At 38.2% G+C, this 19,405-nt stretch carries 19 protein-coding genes, 2 tRNA genes and 1 other annotated feature; of the genes, 5 read left to right on the top strand and 16 right to left on the bottom strand.

Annotated features, from left to right (window positions below; translation table 11 throughout):
* Positions 1–15: 15 nt before the first annotated feature.
* From mnmH to trpE, 8 genes are all read right to left on the bottom strand, one after another.
* On the bottom strand, positions 16–1,101 hold the full coding sequence (mnmH, locus tag ACJ004_RS22480) for a tRNA 2-selenouridine(34) synthase MnmH (protein ID WP_410895367.1): 1,086 nt from the start codon (positions 1,099–1,101) through the stop codon (positions 16–18).
* A 183-nt stretch (positions 1,102–1,284) separates the two neighbouring features.
* Positions 1,285–2,070, bottom strand: a complete 786-nt coding sequence (gene trpA / locus ACJ004_RS22475; RefSeq protein ID WP_410895366.1) for a tryptophan synthase subunit alpha — start codon at positions 2,068–2,070, stop codon at positions 1,285–1,287.
* Positions 2,071–2,073: 3 nt separating this feature from the next.
* Positions 2,074–3,273, bottom strand: coding sequence for a tryptophan synthase subunit beta (gene trpB / locus ACJ004_RS22470; protein WP_410895365.1), 1,200 nt, complete (start codon positions 3,271–3,273; stop codon positions 2,074–2,076).
* Between the two features lie 5 nt (positions 3,274–3,278).
* Positions 3,279–3,896: a phosphoribosylanthranilate isomerase gene (locus tag ACJ004_RS22465; protein WP_410895364.1), complete on the bottom strand. Its 618-nt coding sequence runs from the start codon at positions 3,894–3,896 to the stop codon at positions 3,279–3,281.
* Positions 3,893–4,684, bottom strand: a complete 792-nt coding sequence (trpC, locus tag ACJ004_RS22460) for an indole-3-glycerol phosphate synthase TrpC (protein WP_410895363.1) — start codon at positions 4,682–4,684, stop codon at positions 3,893–3,895. The genes ACJ004_RS22465 and trpC overlap by 4 nt, the downstream gene beginning before the upstream one ends.
* Positions 4,685–5,713, bottom strand: coding sequence for an anthranilate phosphoribosyltransferase (gene trpD, locus ACJ004_RS22455; protein WP_410895362.1), 1,029 nt, complete (start codon positions 5,711–5,713; stop codon positions 4,685–4,687). It abuts the gene before it with no gap.
* The gene (locus tag ACJ004_RS22450) at positions 5,685–6,296 is read right to left on the bottom strand and encodes an anthranilate synthase component II (protein ID WP_410895361.1); all 612 of its coding nucleotides are present in this window, start codon (positions 6,294–6,296) and stop codon (positions 5,685–5,687) included. Before ACJ004_RS22450 ends, trpD begins: the two co-directional genes overlap by 29 nt.
* Entirely contained in the window at positions 6,293–7,681 is a 1,389-nt protein-coding gene (gene trpE, locus ACJ004_RS22445) for an anthranilate synthase component I (RefSeq protein ID WP_410895360.1), read from the bottom strand. Before trpE ends, ACJ004_RS22450 begins: the two co-directional genes overlap by 4 nt.
* Before the next feature lie 60 nt (positions 7,682–7,741).
* Positions 7,742–7,991, bottom strand: a binding site (T-box leader).
* A gap of 230 nt (positions 7,992–8,221) precedes the next feature.
* On the opposite strand from trpE, the gene bcbE reads away from it, so the two are divergent.
* Positions 8,222–9,508 carry a bacillibactin exporter BcbE gene (bcbE, locus tag ACJ004_RS22440; RefSeq protein WP_410895359.1) on the top strand — a complete coding sequence of 429 codons (1,287 nt, stop codon included), beginning with the start codon at positions 8,222–8,224 and terminating at the stop codon, positions 9,506–9,508.
* A 28-nt stretch (positions 9,509–9,536) separates the two neighbouring features.
* Here bcbE and ACJ004_RS22435 read toward each other — a convergent pair whose 3' ends face one another.
* From ACJ004_RS22435 to ACJ004_RS22425, 3 genes are read right to left on the bottom strand one after another with little or no spacing between them, the layout of a single operon-like run.
* Positions 9,537–11,399 (bottom strand): PTS fructose transporter subunit IIABC, encoded by a 1,863-nt coding sequence (locus ACJ004_RS22435; RefSeq protein WP_410895358.1) that lies wholly within the window; start codon positions 11,397–11,399, stop codon positions 9,537–9,539.
* Between the two features lie 14 nt (positions 11,400–11,413).
* Positions 11,414–12,328 carry a 1-phosphofructokinase gene (gene pfkB, locus ACJ004_RS22430; RefSeq protein ID WP_410895357.1) on the bottom strand — a complete coding sequence of 305 codons (915 nt, stop codon included), beginning with the start codon at positions 12,326–12,328 and terminating at the stop codon, positions 11,414–11,416.
* Positions 12,325–13,077: a DeoR/GlpR family DNA-binding transcription regulator gene (locus ACJ004_RS22425; protein ID WP_410895356.1), complete on the bottom strand. Its 753-nt coding sequence runs from the start codon at positions 13,075–13,077 to the stop codon at positions 12,325–12,327. Before ACJ004_RS22425 ends, pfkB begins: the two co-directional genes overlap by 4 nt.
* A 219-nt stretch (positions 13,078–13,296) precedes the next feature.
* On the opposite strand from ACJ004_RS22425, the gene ACJ004_RS22420 reads away from it, so the two are divergent.
* Together ACJ004_RS22420 and ACJ004_RS22415 are read left to right on the top strand one after the other, a co-directional pair.
* Positions 13,297–13,370: transfer RNA gene (locus tag ACJ004_RS22420), tRNA-Gly, on the top strand.
* A gap of 11 nt (positions 13,371–13,381) precedes the next feature.
* Positions 13,382–13,473, top strand: a tRNA-Ser gene (locus tag ACJ004_RS22415).
* 11 nt (positions 13,474–13,484) lie between these two features.
* On the opposite strand, the gene ACJ004_RS22410 is transcribed toward ACJ004_RS22415, so the two are convergent.
* A complete protein-coding gene (locus tag ACJ004_RS22410; protein ID WP_410895355.1) occupies positions 13,485–14,021 on the bottom strand; it encodes a TorD/DmsD family molecular chaperone in 537 nt (178 codons plus the stop codon).
* A 276-nt stretch (positions 14,022–14,297) separates the two neighbouring features.
* Here ACJ004_RS22410 and ACJ004_RS22405 point away from each other — a divergent pair, with 276 nt between their 5' ends.
* Positions 14,298–14,582, top strand: coding sequence for a DUF6509 family protein (locus ACJ004_RS22405; protein ID WP_410895354.1), 285 nt, complete (start codon positions 14,298–14,300; stop codon positions 14,580–14,582).
* Between the two features lie 42 nt (positions 14,583–14,624).
* On the opposite strand, the gene ACJ004_RS22400 is transcribed toward ACJ004_RS22405, so the two are convergent.
* From ACJ004_RS22400 to ku, 4 genes are all read right to left on the bottom strand, one after another.
* Complete coding sequence (locus ACJ004_RS22400; RefSeq protein WP_410895353.1) at positions 14,625–14,828, bottom strand: cold-shock protein; 204 nt, start codon at positions 14,826–14,828, stop codon at positions 14,625–14,627.
* 191 nt (positions 14,829–15,019) lie between these two features.
* Positions 15,020–15,220, bottom strand: a complete 201-nt coding sequence (locus ACJ004_RS22395; protein WP_026563781.1) for a cold-shock protein — start codon at positions 15,218–15,220, stop codon at positions 15,020–15,022.
* A 299-nt stretch (positions 15,221–15,519) separates the two neighbouring features.
* A complete protein-coding gene (locus ACJ004_RS22390; protein ID WP_410895352.1) occupies positions 15,520–16,482 on the bottom strand; it encodes a nucleoside hydrolase in 963 nt (320 codons plus the stop codon).
* 110 nt (positions 16,483–16,592) lie between these two features.
* Positions 16,593–17,423 (bottom strand): non-homologous end joining protein Ku, encoded by an 831-nt coding sequence (gene ku, locus ACJ004_RS22385; RefSeq protein WP_410895351.1) that lies wholly within the window; start codon positions 17,421–17,423, stop codon positions 16,593–16,595.
* A 131-nt stretch (positions 17,424–17,554) separates the two neighbouring features.
* On the opposite strand from ku, the gene ACJ004_RS22380 reads away from it, so the two are divergent.
* Positions 17,555–19,399, top strand: a complete 1,845-nt coding sequence (locus tag ACJ004_RS22380; RefSeq protein ID WP_410895350.1) for a DNA ligase D — start codon at positions 17,555–17,557, stop codon at positions 19,397–19,399.
* Positions 19,400–19,405: the final 6 nt, after the last annotated feature.

Genomic DNA, 19,405 nt, shown 5'->3' with positions numbered 1-19,405 from the left:
AGATTCAGCGGTTTTTTATATTTTGATTTCGTTATTTTTTAATACATTAGGATGAAAGGATAATTCAGTTAGTTTAGCAGCAATCTCGTCAGCAGCCTCCACTGGATTATTAGCAAAAATCTCAACGAACTCCCCTTCATACTCTTGTTTTGCGTGATCGTAGCGTGGATCATAATAATGTTCAAGAAGAATCCGAATCATCTCTGAATAATCTCGATTAGTTAACGTTTGGATCAGTGAATTTCTGATGTCGACAACTTTAATACGTCTTAACACCTTTTCTATTCCATCAGAGATTTTATCGAAATACCAGGGCTCGTCCTGGTAGGGAAGCACATATTCAGCAACAAGATGTGTTACCCTGTGATCAATCGGGGTGTTTAGGTTGATATTAATACCCTTCATTTTTTTATCCATTAGTTCCTCTGTTTGGACTGCTTTTCCAATTCTTTTACTTTCCGCCTCTACGAGAAAGTATTCTACACCCTTTATTTCTTGAAGCCCTTTAAACAATAAAGAGTCAAATGTTTTTTGATTATGACCGTCACCTAAACCAATTGTACCGAATATCGAACCGCGATGCCCTGCCATCTCTTCAAGGTCTAAAATTGGATATCCTCTTTTTTTCAAAACCTTTAAGACCTCTGTTTTCCCAACGCCTGTTAGTCCATGAAGGACAACTGCTTTGTCGGGAAGCATCGTTGGTAACTGTTCAAGTATATAATGGCGGTACTCTTTATATCCACCTACTAGCCGATAAGCATAAATTCCTGCAAACTCTAAGAAAGTGACCACTGCTTTACTTCTCATCCCACCGCGCCAACAATGGATAATAAGTTCAGAATCGTTAGAAACGAATTTCTTTATCGTTTGAAGGAGTTCCGGAATTTTCGGAGAAACAACTTCCATTGCTTTCCATTTAGCATTCGCCGGTCCTTCTTGTTTGTATAACGTACCGATCACTTGCCGTTCATCATCAGTAAATAAGGGAACATTGATTGCTCCAGGAATTGCACCATCATTAAATTCAATCGGTGAGCGTATATCAATGATTATTGGATTCTTAATCGTAAAAAGTTCTTCGACCATCATTTCTTTCATTACTTCTACGCTCCTTCTAAAAGCACAAAAAAATAAATATCTATTAAAACAAACAAAACTTCCACAACGGGAAGTTTCGAATAAGTAACTCATGAGAAAAATATTTTCTTACTAAAGTATATACATATTATACAGGATATATCTCCTGCTTTCAAGAAGTAGAGATTTACTGTTTCGATTCAACTATACGATCTTTGATATTGGTTTAAAAACGGACATCAACTTTTCCATCTCAACCAGGTTTTCGCTGTGAAATAAATCGACAATTTTACTACCAACAATAACTCCATCACAATATTTTGTTAAGTCGGTTATTTGTTCCTGATTGGAAATCCCGAAGCCCGCTAAGACAGGGATTGGGCTGTTAGCTTTTACATCCTGTAAAAATTGATTCAATTCTGAATCATATTCATTTCTCGCTCCGGTAATGCCCTTAATAGTCACTGTGTACAAAAATCCCTTACCTTTACCAGCAATTTTTTGGATCCGCTCCATAGGTGTGGTCAACGTTACAAGGCGAATCAATTCAATTTCTGCTTCCTCTAATAGAGCTGTGATAATTCCCTCTTCTTCAATCGGCAAATCAGGGATAATACATCCGTCTACACCTGCAGTACGCATATCTTCGACAAATTCATTTATCCCATAACGATAAATGGGATTTAAATATGTCATAAGCAAGATTGGAATATTCACTTCCTTTCGTGCTTTCCCAAGTTCAGTAATTATATTCTTTAAGGTTGTTCCATTTGCAAGGGCCCGAATCCCCGCTCGTTGGATGGTTGGGCCATCCGCCACAGGGTCAGAAAATGGCACCCCCACTTCAATGGCAGTTGCACCAAATTTCTCTAACAATTTTAAGCGGTCAACCAAACATTCCAGTCCACCATCCCCTGCCATTATGTAGGGAACAAACGCTTTGGTATTATTCTCTTTTAATGCTTTAAATGTTTTTACAAAACGGTTCATTTCTTATCTCTCCTCTCTCAGACGTGTTTTCACAGTATCAACATCTTTATCCCCGCGCCCTGATAAGCAAACAACAATCTTTTGTGATTCGTCCATTTCTGCAGCCAGCTTCACTGCAAAGGCGATTGCATGTGCACTCTCTAGAGCAGGAATGATTCCTTCAAGTTTTGATAAAAGCTGGAAGGCGTCTAGTGCTTCTTTATCTGTAATCGAGTGATATTTTGCACGACCAATATCATGTAAATAACTATGCTCAGGTCCAATACCAGGATAATCAAGTCCAGCCGAAATGGAATGTGCTTCTTGAATTTGACCATCTTCGTCTTGCAAAAGATACATGAGTGCTCCATGTAATACCCCTGGACTTCCTTTTGTTAAGGATGCTGCATGATACTTTGTATCAACACCCTGTCCAGCGGCTTCGACACCATAGAGACATACTTCCTCATCCTCGATAAATGGATAGAACATTCCCATCGCATTGCTCCCGCCTCCAATACAAGCGACCACGGCATCAGGAAGTGCACCTTCACTTAATTGGAATTGTTGTTTAGTTTCTTTACCAATCACACTTTGGAAATCTCTGACCATTTGCGGAAATGGATGTGGCCCCATTACAGATCCCAATAAATAGTGGGTATCATCCACATGTTCAACCCAGTATCTTAAGGCTTCATTTACCGCATCTTTTAATGTCGCGCTCCCAGAAGTAACACTGACGACCTTTGCGCCAAGCAATTCCATTCTGAAAACATTTAGTGCCTGCCTTTTGATGTCCTCCTCGCCCATAAATACGATGCATTCAAGATTTAATAAGGCACAAACCGTAGCCGTTGCGACACCATGCTGACCTGCCCCCGTTTCAGCAACAATTTTCTTCTTTCCCATCCGGACCGCTAGCAGTGCCTGCCCAATGGCGTTATTAATTTTATGGGCACCTGTATGGTTTAGATCTTCTCTTTTTAGAAAAATCTTTGCTCCGCCCGCATGGCGTGTTAGGTTATCAGCGTAGTATAATGGCGTTTCTCTACCAACATAGTTTTTTAACAACTGTTGAATTTCAGTTTGAAAGGAAGGATCCCTTTTTGCTATTTCATATGCTTCACCAAGTTCAATTACTGCTTTCATCAATGTTTCAGGGACAAATCTCCCCCCAAAAATGCCGAAGTGGCCATTCTCATTTGGTAATATATATGTGTTCATTCCCTTTACCTCCCTACAAGTGTGCTTTTAGCTGTTTCTATAAATGTTTTAATCTTTCTTAAATCCTTTTTCCCATCGGTTTCTACCCCAGAGCTAACATCTACCATAAATGGCTTGATAATTTTTATCGCTTCTTCTACATTATCTGCATGTAAACCGCCGGCAAGGATGATTTTTTTCGTATTAATCACATCAGGATCGACCTCACTCCAATTAAACACCGTCCCATTTCCACCTCTGTATTTCCCTTTGGGACTGTCGAGTAAAATAAAGTCACTTGGAAAATTGGCCAAAGCCGTTAACTTTTCATTCCCTTGAAAACTGATTGCCTTTATGACTGGCAAGGAAAGCAATGCACTGAATGCTGCTGGTTCGTCGCCGTGTAATTGGATATGAGTAAGACCTACAGTCGAAGCAATTTTCTCTATTGCATCACTTGATTCATTTACAAAGACACCAACCTTATAAATCTCTTTTGGCAAATGACTAATAATCTCTTGCGCCTCCGCAACCGAGACTCTTCGCTTACTTTCTGCAAAAACAAACCCTAAAGCATCAGCACCAAATTGAGCCGCCGTTACGGCAGTTTCGACATCTGTGATTCCACAAATTTTTACCTTCATCTTTTGACACCTTCATTAAGCGGTAAACGAAAGTCCAAAAAGGATTGTTTCACATCCGCACTTTTCATTAATGCTTCTCCCACTAAAATCCCATTTGCTCCTGCATTTCTAACCCGTGCTACATCCTCTTCGTGATGGATCCCGCTTTCACTAATAAGATAGGCACCAGTGCTTTTTACAATTGAAGCTAAGGTCTCGGTCACCTCAAGCGAGACATGAAATGTCTTTAAGTCGCGATTATTTACTCCAATCAACTTCGCCCCAGTCTTAAATGCCCTCTCTAATTCATTCTGATTATGAACCTCTACCAAAACCTCAAGACCTAAACCCTTTGCATATTGAAAAAGTTCAACCAATCTTTGATCATCTAAGGCAGCAACAATTAGTAATATAAGATCTGCCCCATTCGAAGCAGCAAGATTTATTTGCAGCTCATCAATAATAAAATCTTTACAAAGGATGGGCAGGTTTACCTTGCTCCGAACAGCTTTTAGGTCGCTGAAAGACCCCTTAAAAAAGGTTTGATCTGTTAGGACAGAAATAGCACTCGCACCATATTCTTCATACAAACCGGCCTGATAGGATGGCTCAATTGTGCTATTAATGATTCCTTTCGAAGGTGATGCCCGCTTAAACTCTGAGATAATCGATATTTGATTGGCTGTTTTCAGCTTTTGAATCAAGGATCTTTTCGGCTGGATCGAATCAAGGTATGGATAGTTCTCTTCGCGAAGGAATTGAACTTCTTTTTTCTTTTGGTCAATAATTTTATCTAAGATTGTTGCCACTTATATCGCCTCTTTCTGACCTGCTGCTTGAGATTTTTCAATTAGAATGGTTAATTTTTCATAAGCAGCGCCAGAATCAATGATTTCTCTTGCCACATCGATACCCTCTTTAATGGAGTTTGCTTTCCCTGCTGTAAAGATTCCAAGTCCTGAATTAAGTAAGACCGTATCACGGCATGCACCTTTTTCCCCTTTTAACACATTGATTAAAATTTCAGCATTTTCCTTTGAGTCTCCACCCTTAATACAGCTGTTATCATATTGCGGGAGATTAACTTCTTCTGGGAAGAAGGATTGTTTAGTTATGATCCCATTCTCTAAAAGGGTTAAATGGTTTTCCCCTTGAAGTGATGCCTCATCCATAAAACCTGCTCCATTTATGACAATAGCCCGCTTGCGCCCTAACTTCAAAAGTACCTCAGCAAACACATGCAATAAATCCCTCCGATACACACCCAACAATTGATAGTCCAACTCAATCGGATTGGTAAGTGGTCCGATAAAGTTAAAAATAGTTGGAATCTTCAATTGCTTTCGGACGGTCATGACTTTCTTTAATTTGGGATGAACATTTGGTGCGAACAAGAAGGATAATCCTATTTCCTGAAGAATCTCTTCTGTTCTTTCTGCGGAAAGATTTAAATTAATACCTAAGTATTCCAGCACGTCCGCGCTACCCGTTTTGCTCGACACACTACGATTGCCATGCTTGGCAACAGGAATTCCAGCTGCAGCAATCACAAAAGCAGAAGTAGTACTCACATTAAAACTAGAAGATCCGTCCCCTCCGGTCCCACAATTATCAATAACGCCAGAAAATTTCTCATTAAATTTCAGTGTATTTGCCTTCATCGCTTTGACAATCCCAGTAATTTCTTCGACTGTTTCCCCCTTTGATTTCAAGCCCATTAAAAAGGCGGCTATTTCAGATTCGGAAACCTCCTCCCCTAAAATGGAACTAACAGCTTCTTTCATCTGGTTTTCGGAAAATGATTCACGTTCAGCTAATTGGAGTAAATAATTCTTCATTTTTCTTCATCCTCTCTATCTCATTTAAAAAGGTATTTAGGATTTGTTTGCCTGAAGGAGTACCAATCGACTCCGGATGAAATTGAAGACCGAAAACAGGATAGTGACGATGTTTTATGGCCATAATTTCCTGATCATCAATAGAAAGTGCAATACACTCGAGTTCCTCTGGAAAACTACTCTTCTCAATGATTAAAGAATGATACCTCATGACCTCTAATGGGTTAGGAAGTTCGTTAAACAATCCATCACTCTGATGGGTAATTAATGATGTTTTACCATGCTTGATTAGGTCTGCTCTTTGAATCTCTCCACCAAAAGCTGCTCCGATGGCTTGATGACCGAGACAAATTCCTAAAATAGGGATTTTATTAAAAAATGTTTGAATCAATTCAATACAAATTCCCGCATCCTCCGGCTTACCCGGTCCAGGGGATAGAATAATCGCTTTAGGGTTTAATGTTTTGATTTGTTCCATGCTTAACTGATTATTTCTATAAACAGTAATTTCTTCCCCTAGTTCCCCTAGATATTGATAAAGATTAAATGTGAACGAATCGAAATTATCAATCAGTAAAATCATTTCTCACCCTCCAAGAAAGAGTTTAATTTGTTTATTGTTTCTTGATATTCTGACTCTGTATTCGAGTCATACACAATTCCGGCTCCTGCTTGAATATAGGCCAAACCCTCTTTTAAAATCATTGTCCGAATCGCAAGGGCAAAATCCATGTTGCCGTCTGCGGATAGATAACCAACTGCTCCTGAATATAACCCTCGTTTTGATTTTTCCAAGGAGTTAATAATCTCCATAGCTCGAACCTTTGGAGCTCCTGAGACAGTTCCAGCAGGAAGACAAGCAGCGAGGGCATCAATGGCTGTTTTATCGGAATTTAAATGGCCGCTTACTTCAGAGACGAGATGCATCACATGTCGGTATTTTTCAACCGCCATATACTTATCCACTCGAACGGAACCAAATTCGCAGATTTTTCCGAGATCATTTCTACCAAGATCCACAAGCATCTTATGCTCTGCTAGTTCCTTTTCGTCATTTTTCAATTCTTGTTCAATCAACAAATCTTCTTCATTGGTTTTCCCGCGTCTTTTTGTGCCAGCGATTGGATTTGAAATAACTGTGTTTCCTCTTGTTTTTATTAAGCTTTCCGGAGAGGAGCCAATAACCGTATACGCTTCAAAATCGATATAAAACATATAAGGAGTGGGATTATTAGCACGATGCTTGCGATAAAGGGATAAAGGATCTCCGTTAAATGTGGATTTCATCCTTCTTGAAAGGACCACTTGAAAAATATCACCGGCTAAAATATGTTCTTTCGCGATTTCTACATTTTTGATAAAAGTCTCTTTTGTTGTTTCAGAGTCAAAACCAGAAAAATAAAATGACTCTTCGGTTGGGTAGAAAGTAGGCTGCTTAAGCTCCTCAATCCTTTGATTAATTCTTTTTTCAATTAAAGCGTTGTCGCTATCCTTCGTTAAAGGACAACCACATATCAATACCTTTTCTTCAAGGTGATCGAAGACAATGACTTCTTCATAAAACATTAGATGTACATCTGGCATTTCCATACCGTTTGGATATTCTTCCCCTATCACTTCATATTGCCTGATGATGTCATACCCTACATATCCGACTGCGCCTCCGATAAACGGAAAGGGATACTCTTCAAAGCTCATTGGCGGAATTAGATTTTTTAAAACTTCCAGAGGGTTACCTGATAATATTTTCCTTTCACCATTCCGCTTAATAATCTCATTGGATTCTCCTTTAGAAATTAGTTCAAAAGCTGGATCGGCACTGATAAAGGAATATCGACCAGAATCATTGTACTTATGAGAGCTTTCCAACAGGAATTTCTTATCTCCGCTTATTTTCTTTAAGATGGAGATTGGTGTAAGCGTGTCACCTTTAATCTCCTTTATGAAATAATCCGTTTTAATTTTCATATTACGACTCCCTTTCTAAATAAAAAAAATCGTCCTCTATATGCGCAATGAATTACGCATATAGAGGACGATTCTATGGTCGTGGTGCCACCTCCGTTTGAAGCAGTTGATATAACCTGCCTCCTCTTCAGATACGGAACAAAAAGTTCGATATCCTATCCTTTTAACGGTGGAGCTCCGTGCATCCCTACTCCGATTCAAGATGCCTCTCACAAGTCCATTCCACAAATCCTTTCTTATCGGGCTCCCACCTACCCCGACTCTCTTGGAAGAAATAAATTAGTGTACTCCTCTTGTTCAACGAGTTAATTATTTAAAATAATGACGATGTTTGATTTACATCCTACGCAAATTTCATAATAAAGTCAAGTGAAAGATTTAGAAAATTTCAAATTAACTTAAGAATTGGCTTTCATCCTTTATTTTGCATATCATTCAATGTTTTATAAATTCCATTTAAAGGAAACCTTATCTAGGGTTTTTTGATGTAATTAAGCGAATAGTAATAATAGCAAATAATGAAGGCGGGATTGAAGATTAATGGAGCATATTGAACATTTAAGCCAAAATCCAAAAGCTGCTAAGAAGAAACAATCTGCAGCCGGACAAAAGCGGTCCAATGAAATAGCTAATCAGAAGTGGGCAATCGTCTCACTGTCTTCCATTCCTCTAGTCATGACATTGGGAAATTCAATGTTAATACCAGTGTTACCTTCAATGGAAAAAAAATTGTCGATTTCTTCGTTTCAAACCAGTATGGTTATAACCGTTTACTCGATTGTTGCCATTTTTTTAATACCTGTTGCTGGATACTTGTCAGACCATATTGGTCGAAAAAAGGTCATTATCCCAAGTCTCATCATAGCTGGGATAGGCGGGCTGATTTCAGGGTTTGCCTCATGGAAAATAGAGGATTCCTATTGGATTATTTTAGCCGGCCGAGCCCTTCAAGGGGTCGGAGCAGCTGGTGCCGCTCCGATTGTTATGCCCTTGGTTGGTGATATGTTCAAAAATGAAGATGATGTTAGTTCTTGTTTGGGTCTAATTGAGACATCGAATACGTTTGGTAAAGTATTAAGCCCTATTTTAGGGGCTTTTCTTGCGGGATTTGTTTGGTTTTTGCCATTTTTCTCCTTTCCTGTGTTTTGTGCCATTTCCGTTTTGATGATTATATTTATGGTCAAATGTCCAAAATCAACTGAGAAACCTATTCCATTTAAAGATTTTTTCATCAATGTGAAGAAAACCTTTACTGAAAAGGGCCGTTGGCTTTACGCCATCTTTTTCATTGGTGGAATCTTAATGTTTGTCCTTTTTGGAATTTTGTTTTACCTCTCAGAGCTTTTTGAAAAAGAATATGGCATAAAGGATATCAAAAAAGGATTTTTTCTCGCATTACCACTTGGCGCACTTTGTTTATCTTCGTTTATCAGCGGAAAAGTGATTAAGAAAAATAAAGTTTTAATGAAATGGATTACATTTGGAGGTCTGATTGCCACTGCCCTATCAATTGGTGCCCTGTGGTTTTCCATAAATCTTTGGTACGTAATTACCATGTTTCTAATTAGTGGAATAGGGATCGGTTTAGGCCTTCCTTGTCTTGATGCCTTAATTACTGAAGGTGTTGAAAAAGAAGAAAGAGGAACAATTTCATCAATCTATAGTTCAATGAGATTTATTGGAGTTGCTGCTGGACCTCCAATTATTGCATTGTTATTAAAGAATGAGACCCACTGGATTTTCATTCTCCTTGGTGGTCTAAGTATTTTCGCTTCACTTACCGCATTTATTGCCATTAAGCCTACAGCACAAGATCAAAAGAGCTGAGGAATATCCTCAGCTCTTTTTTGATCTATTATTTCACTGGCTTTTTAAGAAATCCAATTAATAAAGCTGAAACAACTGAACCCACTAAAATGGCAAGTGCATAAAGGAGAGCACCATTTTCAACCAATGGGACTACAAATATTCCGCCGTGTGGGGCACGAAGTCCAATCCCGAATGCCATCGACAACGCACCTGCGATTGCTGAACCCGCCATAACGGAAGGAATGACGCGTAATGGGTCAGCTGCAGCAAATGGGATCGCCCCTTCAGTAATGAAGGATAAGCCCATGACATAGCAAGCTTTTCCAGCATCTTTGTCTTGGTCATTAAATTTATTTTTGAAGAATGTTGTGGCTAGAGCAATCGCTAGCGGCGGAACCATACCAGCAGCCATAATTGCTGCCATTGGCTCATATACACCACTTGCTAATAACCCTGTTCCAAATACATAAGCTGCTTTGTTTACCGGACCACCCATATCAAAGGACATCATTAGTCCTAATACAATACCCAATAATACGGCATTACCAGTTCCAAGACTTGTTAACCAATCAGCAATTTCTTTGTTAATCCATGCAACCGGATTGTTTACGACATAATGCATCAAAAATCCGGTAATGGCTATTCCTAAAAGTGGATAAAGTAAGATACTTTTAATCCCTTCAAGTGAACGTGGAAGTCCTGCAAACACTTTCTTTAAAAGTAAAACAATATACCCTGCTAGAAAACCTGCGACTAATCCACCAAGGAAACCAGCACCACCATGTGCCGCCATCATCCCTCCTACCATACCTGGAGCGAAACCTGGACGATCCGCAATGCTTAGGGCAATGAATCCAGCTAGAACAGGGACTATTAACGCAAATGCATTATCACCGCCAATGGCCTTAATTACCGCCGCAATAGGGTTATAGGATGGGTCGTCTGGATTAGCAGAATTATAACCGAACATAAAGCTGATGGCAATTAAGATACCACCGCCGACAACAAACGGAAGCATATTAGAAACACCATTCATTAAATGCTTATAAAATCCTGTCCGGGAACCTTTTTGATCCGATCCTTTGTCACTTTGACTACCGGTACCTTTAAAAATAGGGGCATCCTGTTTAAGTGCTTTATCAATTAGTTGTTCCGGACGGCGAATTCCTTCAGCTACAGCTGCTTGAATAACGTGCTTTCCTTGGAACCGTTCCATCTCGACATTAATATCTGCCGCGATAATGACCGCTGTTGCATTTTCAATTTCCTCTTTTGTTAGGACATTTTTTGCTCCGCCAGAGCCATTTGTCTCAACCTTAATATCCACACCCATTTCAGATGCTTTTGCTTTTAGGGAATCAGCCGCCATATACGTATGAGCGATACCCGTTGGACAACCAGTAACGGCCACGATTGAATTCTTTTTACTTACTGTCACCGTCTCTTGTTTTTCTTCTTTATCATTTCGGTTAATGGTGTCAATGATTTCTTCAGGAGTGGTTGCCTTGAGAAGATCATAACGGACTTCAGCTTTCATTAACAGACCAGAAAGCCGAGCTAATGCTTCTAAATGTGTATTATTCGCGCCATCTGGAGCAGCAATCATAAAAAACAGATGGGCAGGTTTTCCGTCCAATGACTCATAATCAACACCCGCTGCTGATTTGCCAAAAACAATGGCTGCTTCTTTGACTACTTTTGTTTTAGCATGGGGGATGGCGATTCCATCTCCAATACCTGTTGTACTTTGTTCTTCACGCTTTAAAATGGCTGCTTTAAATTCAGCACGGTCTGATATTTTCCCCGCATTGTAAAGGACATCAACAAGCTGATCAATCGTTGCTTCTTTTTGATTGCCTTCAATATTTAAAAGAATCGTATTTTTTGTTAACAATTCAATAATTTTCATGACATTCTCTCCCCTTATCGGATCTCTTTTATATGAACATGTGGAAGAAGTTCCTCTACTTTTTCCTTCGTACATAAACCAAGTGAAAAGGCTGTTGCACTTCCTGATGCCACACTATAGCGAAAAGCTTCCTCAATATTACTGGTTTCCACGAAGGCTGCTAAGAAACCAGCGACCATAGAATCCCCTGCTCCTACTGAATTTTTCACTTCTCCTTTTGGAACCTCTGCCAAAAGTGTTGTTTGACTATTAATCAGAACCGCCCCGGCGCCAGCAAGCGAAACTATCACATTTTTTGCACCCATTTCAACGAGCTTCTTTCCGAATGGAATGACTTCTTCAGCGGTTGTAATAGTTGTTTCAAATAGTTCCCCAAGCTCGTGATGATTTGGTTTAATTAATAATGGTTGATAAGGAAGAACTTTTTTTAACAATTCACCCTCAGCATCAACAACAAATTGCGCTCGACTTTCACTGCAAATTTTCACCAATTCCTCATACGTAGTTTTCGGTAGACTACTAGGAATACTTCCAGCCAGTACCAATAAATCATCTGGACCTAATTGCATTATTTTTTGTTGAAGCAATCCAAAATTTTGTTCCGTTATTTTCGGGCCTTTTGCATTAATTTCTGACTCTTGACCCGTTTTAAGTTTTACATTGATACGTGTATCTTCGTCGACATGAACAAAATCGGTTTCAATCATTTCCTTTTGCAGATATTGTTCAATGTAAGTCCCGGTAAAACCACCAACAAAACCTAATGCTTTACTGCGTGTACCAAATTGGTTTAAAACCCTTGACACATTGATCCCTTTTCCACCTGGAAATTTTGCTTCATCGACTGTTCGGTTTAACTCCCCAATCTGAAAACTCTCCAGTTTAACGATATAGTCAACAGAGGGGTTTAACGTTAATGTATAAATCATGCTGTCACAACCTTTATTGTAGTCCTATTTAAATATTGCTTCTGGGTATCTTCCTCTAATTCATTCGTGATAATCGCTGCTTCATGAATATCGGCAATTTTGGCAAATGAGATTTCAGCAAATTTTGTATTATCCGCTAGCACATATGTCTCTCTAGAAAGAGCAATTGCCTTTTGCTTCACCATGGCTTCCTCTTGATCTGGCGTGGTAAAGCCAAATTGCGGATGAATGCCATTTACACCTATGAAGCATTTATCAAAACGGTAAAGGTCTAGGCCTGCTAAGGCACCTCTGCCGATGAAAGCATTTGTATTCGGCTTCGCCAAGCCACCGATTAAGTAGGTGTTGATGCCTTTCTCTAATAATGGTTTTAAGTGCATTAAGCCGTTCGTAACAACAACGATTTCCTTATATGGAAGGAATTCAATCATTTCAATCACAGTTGACCCAGCATCAAGATAAATACAATCACCTTCATCCACCAAACTTGCTGCATATTGTGCAATCAATCGTTTTTCTTGAAGGTTTTTGGAGGATTTCTCAATCATACTCGGCTCTTGAAGTTTCCCCTGTAATCTGGAGGCACCTCCATGAATTCTCTTTAAAAACTTTTGGTCCTCTAATTGCGATAGATCTCGGCGAATAGTTGACTCCGAGGATTCCGTTAACTCCATAATTTCATTAATTTTAACGACATTTTTCTCTTTTAATAATTGCAGAATAATTCGATGACGTTCTGGTGTTAACATGTCATCACCACCTAAATTTTTTTGTTCTTAATTACATAGTACTGAAAACGATTGCAAAAATCAATCATTTTCTTTCAAAAACAATCATAATTTGAATGTTTTTGAACGTTTTTTGAAGTTTTTCCTTAACCACAGAAATATTTTAATCTCCAAAAACAATTTTCATCTGCAAAAATGTTAATTATTATGGTATAATTTGTATGGTTATTAATGATGTATGCGGGTGTGGTTTAATGGTAGAATTTCAGCTTCCCAAGCTGACGGCGGGGGTTCGATTCCCCTCACCCGCTCCATGAGCTAAGTTGGAGAAGTACCCAAGTGGTTATAAGGGGGCGCACTCGAAATGCGCTAGGACGGGTAACCGTTGCGTGAGTTCGAATCTCATCTTCTCCTCCATACATATTCTTTCAAAAAAACGTTAAATTATCGTGTTTGTATACTAAAAAAGCCAGAGATTTCTCTCTGGCTTTTTTATCTGCCTTGGTCTCTTGCAAGCTTAAATCCACCAGATACAGCATAAATTCCAATTCAAGTAAAAGGTGATCATCAGGTTCCTTATTTTCATGTTTATATTGGAGACCAAAGTGATGGTATTGCTCTCTGACTTGATAGGTCCATTCCTCAAATAACAATTGTTCCCTGCTCCGGTAGTATGACTCCCAAGGTGGTGCAACCAGCGGGCCTGGACCAATAAATAAGCGACGGAACTCTTCATATTCCCTGTTGATTTGCTCCTCCGTTAAATGTTCAAAAAAGTTCCGAAGAATTTTTCCACCCTTATGAACTTCCTCTAATTCTTGTAAATTACCATTATTTCGAATTCCCAATAATGACTCGATGTTCGAAGGTACTAAAAATAAAAAATGCAGAAACTGATAATAATTTTTTTTAGCTAAGAAAAACGGCTGCCACTGAATATATAAAGGCTCTGTCATCGAATTCATTTAATCTCTCCAAATTTGTGAAATATTTCACATAAAAACTTATACCTAATAACCTACTTTTCTTTATGAGACCACTATTTTTCACCATTTATCTTACCTTATTGCTATTTAGAAACCCTATTTAAAATTTATTCACAATAATTTCAAAATGGTTTGAAATTTATATGTAAAAAATAACATTCTTCGAGAAAAATAATAATAGCGATTCAATTTTTTCTTGTTGAATTAAATATGTGTATAATAGTATGGATGAATACTTTGCAGAGGATGATACATATGAACATTACTGGACATTCCGTTGAAAAATTAGAGGATCCATTCGGTTTATTATCAGGAGACCGTTATGAGTTTTTCTTAGAACTAAATGTAGATGAAGAAGATGAGCTTTATTCAGAAAAAGGAATTGGCCTAAGAGCAATCTTCGTTAGCGACGAAAATGGTGAAAAAATTACCAACTTTTATCTTTATGAACAGGGAAGTGAGAAAGTTCTAGACTTTGCTCTTGAAGAGGATGAAGAAGCAATGGTCCTTTCCTATTGTAAAGTAAACGCCAAAGAATAATAAAAAGCAGGGAGAAATAATACCTCCCTGCTACTATTTATATTACATAAAATTTTTACTATGGTTGTGAATTACTTGTAATTCTTTTGTTGTTAAACTCATTTCACTTTTACAAATCGGGCATAAAGGCAAATCCGTGCTTTTAAAATTGTCACGGACCCAGCATTTACAAGTTTCTGAATTACATACCCATATTTTCGTTTCTTCTAATTTGATTTCCTCATCATTTTTTCTACCAAACGCCAAAACGATCACCCCTTATAATTAGTGCATGACTGTTTTTACTATTTTGTTTGTTAGCTAAATAATATGGAAAATATCAATATACATCATTTAGCAGTTTCCTATTGCCCATTGAAACTAGGTTATTATTAATAAATATTATAGATAAAAAGGTGATGCTAAATCTCTTGCATCACCTTTTTATTTCAATAGAATTAAACAGTTTGAACGTTAGAAGCTTGTGGTCCACGAGCGCCTTCAACGATTTCGAAAGAAACTGATTGGCCTTCTTCTAATGTTTTGAAGCCTTCTGATTGAATTGCTGAAAAGTGAACAAATACGTCTTGACCGCCATCTGCTTCGATAAATCCAAAACCTTTTTCTGCATTAAACCATTTAACTTTACCGTTGTTCATGAAATAACCCCCAAAATAATTGTTCACTTTTAATTTATTTTACAGTAAAAAAAATAAAAAAGACGTACTGACACGTTTGGGTAATAGACATCACCCACATGTTCGTGCAGTTACGACTACCTAAACCAATAAATATTAAACTAACTTAAAAGCGTATCTTTATTTTAACCGATTTTTGCCAAACCGTCAATGAAATTTCAAAAACTAGGAAATTCAGTGAAAATATATCAGTGAAAATAATAGATTAACATACTTGTCTTATGCTGATGTAATAATGAAACTTGAGACCCCGAGTTTCATTATTCTTTATTAAATTCACCTTGTAAAAATATTTCCATGAAGTTGACGGAAAACTTTTGTGTATCAATTTCCATCCCAATGTAATCAAGTGATTCTGTGGGTTCCTTATCTGGTTTTGGTCGAAAGTCTGCAATACTTTTGCCCTTGGCATTCCCAAAATTCTCGACTCTCACTCGTTTTGGGATATATTTGACCAAATCAGGTTCCGTTAACGCCATGAGCGGGACTACATCATGAAGTGGCGCCCCTTTAATGCCCGGGACATTTTTCTGATAGGCCTTATAGTAATAATCAAAGGCTGGTTTTAATAATGGCCGAAAAGGTGTAGGGCTGTTTTGGCTAAGAAAGTCAATAATATCGGGCGTGATCAGTGCTTTGTTTGTAACATTTAACGGGTATAAATAGATATTATGTGCTTTTTCCATCACAGTATGTGCAGCAATTGGGTCAACATAAAAATTCGCTTCTGCTTCAGCGCTAATATTCCCCGGGACCAAAAAAGCCCCACCCATAATATAAAAGCCGTTGACTTCCTTTAATGCATCATTTCCGTATAAGATAAACATCAAGGCAAGGTCGGTTAATCTTCCGACAGAAACAATAACAAGATTCCCTTTATACTGGGAAACAAGCTCACTAATTTTATTTATATCATATACCTTCACATTCTGTATCGTATCTGGAGGCTTTATCGGTCCTAATCCCTCTTTGCCATGTATCTCCGGATAATATGTGATCGGTTCACCTAATAGTGGTCCTGCGCTACCTGCAATAATTGGAATATCCGCTCTACCACCTAAAGTTAATAGGTAGGCTGTATTTTTAATTGATTGCTCTTTCGGTGTATTCCCATAACCACTGACAATACCAACTATGTTAATCTTCGGATTTAGTAAGGCATACATTATGGCAAAAGAATCATCGATTCCAGGATCAGAAGTCATGAGCACATTATAAGCCATTCTATCTCCCCCAATAAATTCTATCTTTTAAAAATATGCGATTTAAATGATTGAAAGAACTCCATATAAAAACCGATTCGAAGATTCGAATCGGTTTTGGTTCACTGCCCTCACGCTCGTTTTTTGACTCTTGGTGCTGCTTTCTTTCTTGGGGTGGCTGTTTTTTGAGGTTTTGTCCGGTCAATTGATGCCTGTAATGCAGCCATTAGGTCTGTGACATTTGATGCCACTTCCTTTGTTGCAGCTGATACAGTTTCTTGTCCATTTCGTTTCGATTCAATCAATTCAAGCAAGGCAGTTCGGTATTCATCAGTATATTTTTCTGGGGTAAATTCGGTTGTCAATTGGTCAATCAACATGATGGCTGTATCTAGTTCTCTTTCCGTCACTTTATCTTCTGCAGGAACGCTCGGTACATCGCCCGCTTTTCGAACTTCATCCGGATAATGGATTGTTTCCATGACTAAGACATTTTCATATACACGAATCACTGCTAATTGCTCTTTTGAACGAATAATGATTTTGGCAAGACCCACTTTTTGTGACTCAAGCAAGGCTTTTCTAAGCAAGGAATAGGCCTTGCCTCCTCCCTCACTAGGAGACATATAATAACTTCGATCGTAATAAATTGGATCTATTTGCTCCATTTTTACAAAATCAATAATTTCAACAGCTTTATCTTCGTTTTCTTTCCTTAACTTTTCAAGCTCCTCATTGTCAAGAACGACGAATTTCCCTTTTGTGTATTCATACGCTTTTACAATATCCTCAGGTTTCACTTCTTCCTCACAGACAGAACAGATTTTCTCATACTTAATTGGGGCATGACATTTATTATGCAGGGTTCGAAGTTTGATATCTTTATCTTCAGTTGCTGTATGGAGTTTGATGGGTATATTTACAAGTCCAAAACTGATACTGCCCTTCCACATCGTATGCATCGGTATTTCTCCAATCTTTTTGTTATTATTTTGCGTTACCGAGACAATCACATTCCTAAAAACAATTGGAAAAGAATGAATCTAGATGTTTTTAAACAAAATAACTGAAAAAGGAAAGGAACAATTTATCAATGAAGCCGATGCTGCCAACTCTTACATTTGATCTGCCTGTTCAGCCTGATTGGCTCTACGAAGTAAAATATGATGGATTTCGCGCCCTTTTAGAATGGAGTTCCCGCGGAATTGAGCTTATTAGCAGGAACGAAAAATCGCTTCTCCCCCAATTTCCAGAGATTAAGGAATTTTTATTAAAACACGAAAAACAATTTAAACCCTTCTTACCATTACAATTAGATGGGGAACTAGTCTCATTAGAAAACACACATAAAGCTAATTTCTCGATGATCCAAGTTCGGGGACGATTAAAGTCTGAAAAAAAGATTTTAGAGCAAGCCGTTAAATCCCCTTGCCGCTTGATGGTGTTTGATGTGCTTTTATGTGCAGGAAAGCCATTACACTCACTAGTTTTTCTTAAACGTAAAAAAGAACTCGTCAAACTGTTTGAAACAATCGGATTTAGTTTAGAGGCTGACCCCTACAATGAGCAGCTCCTTCAGCTTGTTCAGGCACATGATGAAATTGATCCGCTTTGGGAAAAGATTGTTTTATCTGACGGGGAAGGAATTATTGCAAAACATAAAAACAGTCTTTGGGAGGAAGGCAAGCGATCATTACAGTGGTTAAAATATAAAAATTGGAAATATGTAAGTTGTTTTATCAACGCCTATGATAAATCAAATGGTTACTTTTCCGTAAGTGTTTATAAGGATAAAAAAATCCATCCGATTGGTCAGGTTCTTTTCGGTTTTAAACCAGAGGAGAAACAAGCACTACAGCAAACGATTAAACAAAATATGCTCCATGAAGAAGGTCAACTAATTATTGTAGAGCCTGCCATATGCTTAGAAGTGAAATATTTAGAGCTCTATGAAAACCAGCTCCGTGAGCCCCATTTTGACCGTTTTCGGTTTGATTTAGAGCCCGTTTCATGTACATATGATCGATTTATCTTTGCACAAAAAAACCTTCCGGATGACTTAGATATCAGCCATCCTGATAAACCCTTATGGGAAAAATTCGCCATTCGGAAAGCAGATTATATCCTGTACCTACGAGAAATTTCACCTTATATCCTGCCGTTTTTAACAAACCGCCTATTAACTGTCATTCGTTATCCACATGGGATGTTCGGTGAAGCATTCTACCAAAAAAACTGTCCAGACTATGCTCCTGAATTTGTACAAACGCATTCAGATGAGGGGATAGACTATATTCTCTGCAACAATTTAAAAACTCTCGTTTGGCTTGGCAATCAAATAGCCATTGAGTTCCATATACCTTTCCAAACCATTCATAGCAAGGTACCAAGTGAGATTGTCTTTGATTTAGACCCACCCTCGAAGGAGTACTTTCAATTGGCGATAAAAGCAGCATTGCTAATTAAAGAAGTCCTTGATCAATTAAATTTAATAGGTTTTATTAAAACCTCTGGAAACAAAGGGCTGCAAATTTACCTCCCCTTACCAGAAAATGAATTTACTTATGACGATACCAGGCTATTTACAAGCTTTATTGCTGAATATTTAATTTCAAAGGAACCTGATTCTTTCACTATTGAGCGGATGAAGAAAAATCGCGGAAACAGGCTATATGTTGACTATGTGCAACATAGCGAAGGGAAAACAATTGTCGCCCCTTATTCGATGAGGGGAAACGAACATGCTGGTGTGGCCACCCCCCTTTATTGGGAGGAAGTAACTGAAAATCTTGTGGTCGAATCATTTAACATGGAAAATGCCTTGAAACGTATTCGCCAGCAAGGTGATCCCTTTTCAAATTATTTTCAAACAAAATCAATCCAACCGTTTGGTCCCGTATTAGAGGTATTAAAAAAAGGGACGAGAAAAAAAGGATAGGGCTGT

It is taken from the genome of Neobacillus sp. 204 (assembly GCF_046562815.1).
Classification (GTDB): Bacteria; Bacillota; Bacilli; order Bacillales; family Cytobacillaceae; genus Neobacillus.
This window is presented reverse-complemented; position numbering and strand designations above follow the sequence as displayed.